Raw genomic sequence first — 6,436 nt, forward strand, 5'->3', positions numbered from 1 at the left:
CGCCTTTCCGTAACCTGTTGTTCTAGATGAAATTCAACAGTGTGGTCTGCATTACTTTACCGGTAGCCATCAGTGCCGCTTCATAGGTCATTTCCGCACTCTTCAGATCAATGGCGGTCTCGGTAACATCGATATCCTCGTTTTCACTCTTTAAGGTCTCAAAGGTGGTCTTCTGGCTCTTCATGCGGTTATCGATCAGTTCCAGTTTGCTGCTTCTGGTACCGCAGTTGGTAACGCACAGGTTGGCATCATCCAGATATCCCTGGAACGTAGTAATGCCGCTTTCGAACATCTTCTGGCATTTGTCCTTGGCCAGAGTCAGTGCTTTTTCTACTGCTTCCATCTGCTTCGTCAGGGTCTCTGCATCCGTACCGGTAGCAGTCTCCTGCAGTCCCTCGATCTTGGTCTTCACATTCTCCAGATCCACTACATCCTGCATGGCCTGTACCAGATCGTCCACCGTACGTCCGATACCGTGCTGGAAGCACTCATCTGCAGTGGAATTCACCTGAATGGTCTGGTTGAAGCCTACATCATATTCGATGACCTGTTTTGCCGCATCACCCTTGAGGTATTCCTGATTATATTTCGTTACTTTCTGATCCGCATCCGTACTGGTACATGCAAAATAATGCTCAGGTCTCAGATCACCTTTGACCCAATGATCCTTCTGGTAGGTCACACGGATCTCGCCTTCGTTCTTGCCAGAAGTGGACGGATCGTCCTTGCAGGACATCAGCTTTTCATAACGGTTCTTACCAAGCAGGACCTCACCGGTATCCGGTACATAGATCAGTGCATCATCATCCTTTGCTGCCATAGAATAAGGATCCGCGGTAGAGGAGACCGTCTGGAACATCTTGGAATCCCATGTCGTCATATCCTTTTTATAGGCACCGTTTGCATCTTTCTCCCAGAAAGAAATCGAAGGTTTCGCATCCACATCTCTGCAGTCATCATAAGCCAGCCGGATACGATACACATCTATGGAGCTGACTGAATTTTCCGTAATATCCTTGTAGTCCTGATTCTGATCATTATAGTTATTCGCCGTAATATCCAGCAGTTTTCCGGTATTCACCTTTGTCAGCTGTGTGATGGAGCTGTTGTCCAGCTGCTCGGTGATCTCATATTTCGTATTGTATTCTTTATCAAAACTCAGAGAAGTATCGGTACGATATCCGGTAAACACATAACGGCCCGCATAGTCTGCATCGCCGGTGCTGTACACTTCATCTCCCAGTGCCTTCAGCTGCTCCAGAATGATCTGGCGGTCCGCGGATTTCAGATCTCCGTTAGATGCCTTGGTGCACTGTCTGATCATATTCGTGATGATCTCTGTCAGGTTCTTCAGTGCATCCTCGGTTACGTCCAGCCAGCTCTCCGCATCCGGAATGTTCTTGCTGTAATACTGCGTCACCTCGGTCACATTGCTGCGTAAACGCAGGGCACGAATGGATACCACAGGATCATCGGAAGGACGGCTGACCTTCTTCTGGGTAGACATCTGGGTGCTCAGCTTATCCTGATATACTTTGTTCGTATTGATATTGGACAGATTATTACGCTGCATGATCTTGTTCGTAATTCTCATTTTCTCCGTAACTATTCAGGATTCTAAAAATCAGAATAACTGGTACGTTATGCTTGCATATAAGTAACAGTTTTCTGATTCGAATGGTGACTCGAATAGAGTCACCACACACGTGAGCAAAATTAGCTGCGTAGCAGCGAGAAAGCACGGATACGTGCGTTTTTGCGAACATATGTGGGAATCCGAATAGCTGCCTCCTTTCTAGTTTAGACTCCGGTCTCCAGAATCAGTCTGTCATAAATCTCCGTCAGTGTCTGGATCATCTTGGAAGCCAGGTTATATCCATTCTGGTATTTTACCAGATTCACAGCTTCTTCATCCTCATCCACACCGGAGATGGAGATTCTCTGGTTGTCGATGGTATTGGAAATGTCTTTAAAGCTTGCATAGAAGGTATTGGCTCTGGAAGCATTCAATGCCACATCCGATAAGATACACTGTAAAAATTCGGAAGCATTACATCCGCGGAAGCTCATCTTGCTCTTATCCGTAGCCAGATTCTTCAGATCGTTCAACAGGTCATTCTGTTCCACGCCGTCAGATGCATTTTTTCGGTTTGCCATCAGGCTGGGATCCTGCTCCATGGCATCCAGAATATCGAAATTCTTCGCTGTCAGACGATAGTAGCTGTCATCGTTGACTTTTACCGTAACTTTACTGTTTTTCTTCTCCTGCTTGTCATATCTCTTGGCTGCATCATCCAACAGAAACTGCTCACTGCTGGTTGCCTTATTGCCGGTGAACATCTTCACGCCGGGATCTCCGTTTCCGCTGTAGCCGGAGGTGAGAATATCGTTGAATTTCTGAGAGAAGGTACGGATCCACTCATTCATCTGGTTCATGTAATAAGGGATGCCCTGATAGGACAGGTCGGTACCGATCTCTGCCTTTTTCCCTACACGGTCATTGGTAATTCCCCGGGGATTCTTCTCACTGTCCGATAAGGTAAAAGTATACGTATAAGTGGCGTTGCCGTTCGCATCATATTCGCAGGTATATTCCCAGGAATCATAATAGAATTCCTGATTGCCCAGATCGATGATACCGCCCTGATCCGACAGATTACATTTATTCAGGTCCTGCAGATAAGCCTTGGTTACTTTTACGGTTACGGTATCGTGGGTCTTGCCGTCTGCCGTGGTCGTCGTGCCGGTGGCGGTCACCTGTCCGGTGAAATTCTCGCCGTTGTTACCGTCACGCATCTGGATCAGTCCCGCCAGATCACCGCCCATGGATGCATTGTACAGGTTGAACTTCTGCCCGTCCGCCCAGTAGACTTCATAGAGACCGTCGATATCGGTCTGGTTTACTTTCTCATAGGAGGTTCTTGCCACACATTCGAGACCGTTGTAATCACTGCCGTCTACCAGCATCTGGCCTCCGGCGATCTTGACCATGTATCTGTTGGCTCCAGTCTCACGGTTCTCGTTGTTGGCATCGATGATCGGAGTCTCCTTGACTTCCACATCCACGATCTTGGATAATTCATCGATCAGCAGGGTTCTGCGGTCACGCAGCTCATTGGCCTTTGTTCCAGCCAGTTCAATGGTGTTGATCTGTTTATTCAGGGAGGCGATCTCACCGGCAAGGGAATTGATCTGATCCACCTTCAGTTTGATCTCTTGGTTGATATCCTTCTGTACTTTTTCCAGATTGCCCGCCATACCGTTGAAATACTCTGTCAAAGCTCCGGCATAGCCTACGAACTGGGATTTGGCTGTGGCACTGTTGGGATCTTTTAAAAGAGCCTGCATACCGGTGATCATCAGCTGATCGAAGATAGTCTTGAATCCGGTACTCTTGCCGTCATCATCAAAATACGTCTCCAGCTGCTGCATGTAATACTGCTTCATATCGTATTCGCCCAGCTGTGCATTGTTATCCCAGAATCTTCCGTCATAGAATTCATCCCGGATACGCTCAATGGCCAGTGTCTCTACACCGGCACCGGCACAGCCGTAGGTCTGGAATACACGCAGGGCATTGGATGCCTGCTGTGTTACCTGCTGTCTGCTGTAGCCTTCCGTCTGTACATTGGCGATATTATTGGAAGTGGTATTCATGGCAGCATTACTGGCCAGAAGTCCCGTATATGCAATATTTAATCCAAAAAACTGTGAGGGCATAACTTACCTCCTATTTCTTACACATTACACACCCAGCGTGGAAAGAATGTGTTCCAACATTTCACTGATCACGTTGATATAACGGCTGGATGCGTTGTATGCGTTCTGGAACTTGATCATATTGGACAGTTCCTCGTCCGTGGATACACCGATAACCTGTTCTCTGGCGCTCTGTGTAGCTTCCACGGTGCTGACCTGATTCTCATAAATACTCCGGAATACATAGCCGGAATTGGATACCTGCGATACCAGGTCGGTATAATAATCTACAAAAGTAGTCTTTTTCTGTACATTAGGATTCAGCGTGTAGGCTTCCTCGGTAAATGCCGCTTTCAAAGCATCTGCGGTCTCCTTATCCTCGGAACCGTCTGCCAAACGGAATCCAAGCTTGGAAGGCTCCTTCGTCAGCGCCGGATTTACCTGAAGATTGCCGATGGTATACAGGCTCTCAGGGCTGTCCGGATCTTCTTTCTTCATGACCCAGTAGTCCTTAAGTGATCCGTCCGCTTCCTTCACACTTACTTTCTCATACCCATCCGTTGTAACCTTGGTGAACAGCTGGATGGGGCTGCCATCCTCCATGCGCATGTAACCGTCCGGGTCTACCGTGCAGTAACGGGCATTTTCTAATTTAGTACCGTCTGCCAACTCCAGATCTCCGGTCTGTACTCCTGCAGCCTTCGCCAGAATATCGTTCACCTTCGTCACCACATTGTGGATCATCTGGTCGAACTCACCCTGAATATTCATGACAACGGACTGGGAGACACTGTCGTATTTTCCTTCCGCCAGATCTGTATAATTGGCTCTGTGATCACCTCTGGCCAGAAGCATTGCCTTCAGGCCGCCGATATCTGTGTTCAGGTCGGAAGAAATCTCCACGGAGAGATCAAATACCTCTGCGCCGTCAATATTATAATCTCTGGTGCCGTCAGCTCTGACGGTGTAGGTGGCATCCTGCGGCCAGAACGGAGTGTAGAAGCCGGTGGCTTCATCCGTCTTCAGAGCGATCTCATAACAGGTTCCGTCCTTTACGAAATCCACGCCCTCGATCTGTACGGATACACTGCCGTATCGATCTTCGGAAAAGGTCATGTTGGTCAGCTCTGCCAGTTCATCCAGAATCTGATTTCTCGCGTCTCTCAGGTCGTTGGCATGTTCAATGCCGCCACTCTCAATGGCACGGATCTGATCGTTCAGCGTTAATAACTGGTTGCCGTATTTATTGATTTTATCTACATTCTGCTTAATCTGTGTGTTCAGGTTGTTCTGGTAGGAGCTCAATCCGCTGTATACTGCTCCGGCTCTCTGTACGAATTCCGCCGCTCTCTGCACCAGCATGCCCTGTGTTACAGAACTGCTGGGATCCTTGGAAAGCTCCTGAATAGCGGTCCAGAAGTCTGTCATGGTGGTCTGGAATGCCTCGCCGTTCAATTCTCCCAGCTGGCTCTCTACCTCTTCCATGACTTCTGTGGACACTTCATAGAACATACTACGTCCGGATTCCTTGCGGTATGTCTTGTCCAGGAAATAATCTCTGACCTGTTTTACGCGGGAATATGTGACACCCAGACCTGTCTGTTTGTTGGAAATAGACTTAGGGTCTGTCGATAATGTGACATAAGCTCTGTTAGACTGCTGTACCTGTTGTCTGGTATAGCCGGTGGTGTCCACATTAGAAAGATTATGCGCTGTGGTATTCAGCGCATTCTGACTTGTCTGTAATCCGGACGAACCTATATATAAACTACCCATTAATGGCATAAACTTTCACCTCTGTATCAGGGGATCCTCAGATCCCCGGGATCCGGTCTTACTGCTTGGCATCGAATCCATGGTCAATGACCCCCATGGTATTGCCTGCATTGTAAGCTCCCCGGTTGTAATTCGCTGTCTCGGGTGCAGCCTTGGATGCCTGGAGGAGATTCATCTCGAATTCCACCATCTCCAGCGCGCTGTTTAACAGTTCACTGTTCTGCTCGTTCACGCGCTTCAGTCCCCGGACCGCTGCCTGTAATCTGTCGTGGGAATCCGCCAGTGCCTGCTGTTCCGCAGGCCGTGCAGATAACATAGTGATCAGATTCGGCAATTTCAAGTCGTTAACATCCCTGTTCAATACATCGGCTATGTCCGCAGTCACTCCCGCTCTCTGCTTGTCCAGATTGTGGATCCTGCTGACCAGCTCCTGCTCCTCGTCCGTGATCTTTTGTAACTCTGCAAGATCACCACCTGCAATAATCGGTGTCTTGCGCTGTGATAGCTGAAGCAGAGCTTCGTACTCCGTACTCTCTCTGTCCAGTACATCTATCAGGTTTTCCATTAAACTAGCCAAGGAACTACCTCATTTCTTCCTGCTTTTGAAGCAGCTTCTCCGCAAAGCTTGCATTATCCACTCCATAAGTACCGTTCTGGATTCTTGCTTTAATGGGAGCCGTTAACTCTTCCCTGATGTCAGGTGCTGCTGCCACTGCTGCCTTAGCGGTCTGGAAATCCTTGCCCTGGCTGCTGATCTGCAGTCTGTCCGTGTGTGACGCTGTCTGAGTCTTCTGAGTTCTGCTGACCTTCTGTGACTGATACAGCTGCTGTACCTGTGTATACGCTTCAATACGCATGTCGACTCCTCCTTCCCGAATGTCTTTTGATGTTTCACAATATGTATCGGACGGATTTGCAATTACTTTAGCCCTCATGGAAAAAAAGTAACGATCCGGACCGC

The 6,436-nt window shown here is 48.4% G+C and carries 5 protein-coding genes; all 5 read right to left on the bottom strand.

Annotated features, from left to right (window positions below; translation table 11 throughout):
• Window positions 1-22: 22 nt before the first annotated feature.
• Window positions 23-1,594 (bottom strand): flagellar hook-associated protein FlgL, encoded by a 1,572-nt coding sequence (flgL, locus tag OCV96_RS06320; RefSeq protein ID WP_262593865.1) that lies wholly within the window; start codon window positions 1,592-1,594, stop codon window positions 23-25.
• A gap of 206 nt (window positions 1,595-1,800) precedes the next feature.
• A complete protein-coding gene (gene flgK, locus OCV96_RS06325; protein WP_262593866.1) occupies window positions 1,801-3,720 on the bottom strand; it encodes a flagellar hook-associated protein FlgK in 1,920 nt (639 codons plus the stop codon).
• Between the two features lie 24 nt (window positions 3,721-3,744).
• Entirely contained in the window at window positions 3,745-5,484 is a 1,740-nt protein-coding gene (gene flgK, locus OCV96_RS06330) for a flagellar hook-associated protein FlgK (protein WP_262593867.1), read from the bottom strand.
• 49 nt (window positions 5,485-5,533) lie between these two features.
• Window positions 5,534-6,052, bottom strand: a complete 519-nt coding sequence (locus OCV96_RS06335) for a flagellar protein FlgN (protein ID WP_022312250.1) — start codon at window positions 6,050-6,052, stop codon at window positions 5,534-5,536.
• A 4-nt stretch (window positions 6,053-6,056) separates the two neighbouring features.
• Window positions 6,057-6,332 (bottom strand): flagellar biosynthesis anti-sigma factor FlgM, encoded by a 276-nt coding sequence (gene flgM, locus OCV96_RS06340; RefSeq protein WP_022312249.1) that lies wholly within the window; start codon window positions 6,330-6,332, stop codon window positions 6,057-6,059.
• Window positions 6,333-6,436: the final 104 nt, after the last annotated feature.

This window comes from Waltera acetigignens, from assembly GCF_025567015.1.
GTDB classification, from domain to species: Bacteria; Bacillota; Clostridia; order Lachnospirales; family Lachnospiraceae; genus Acetatifactor; species Acetatifactor acetigignens.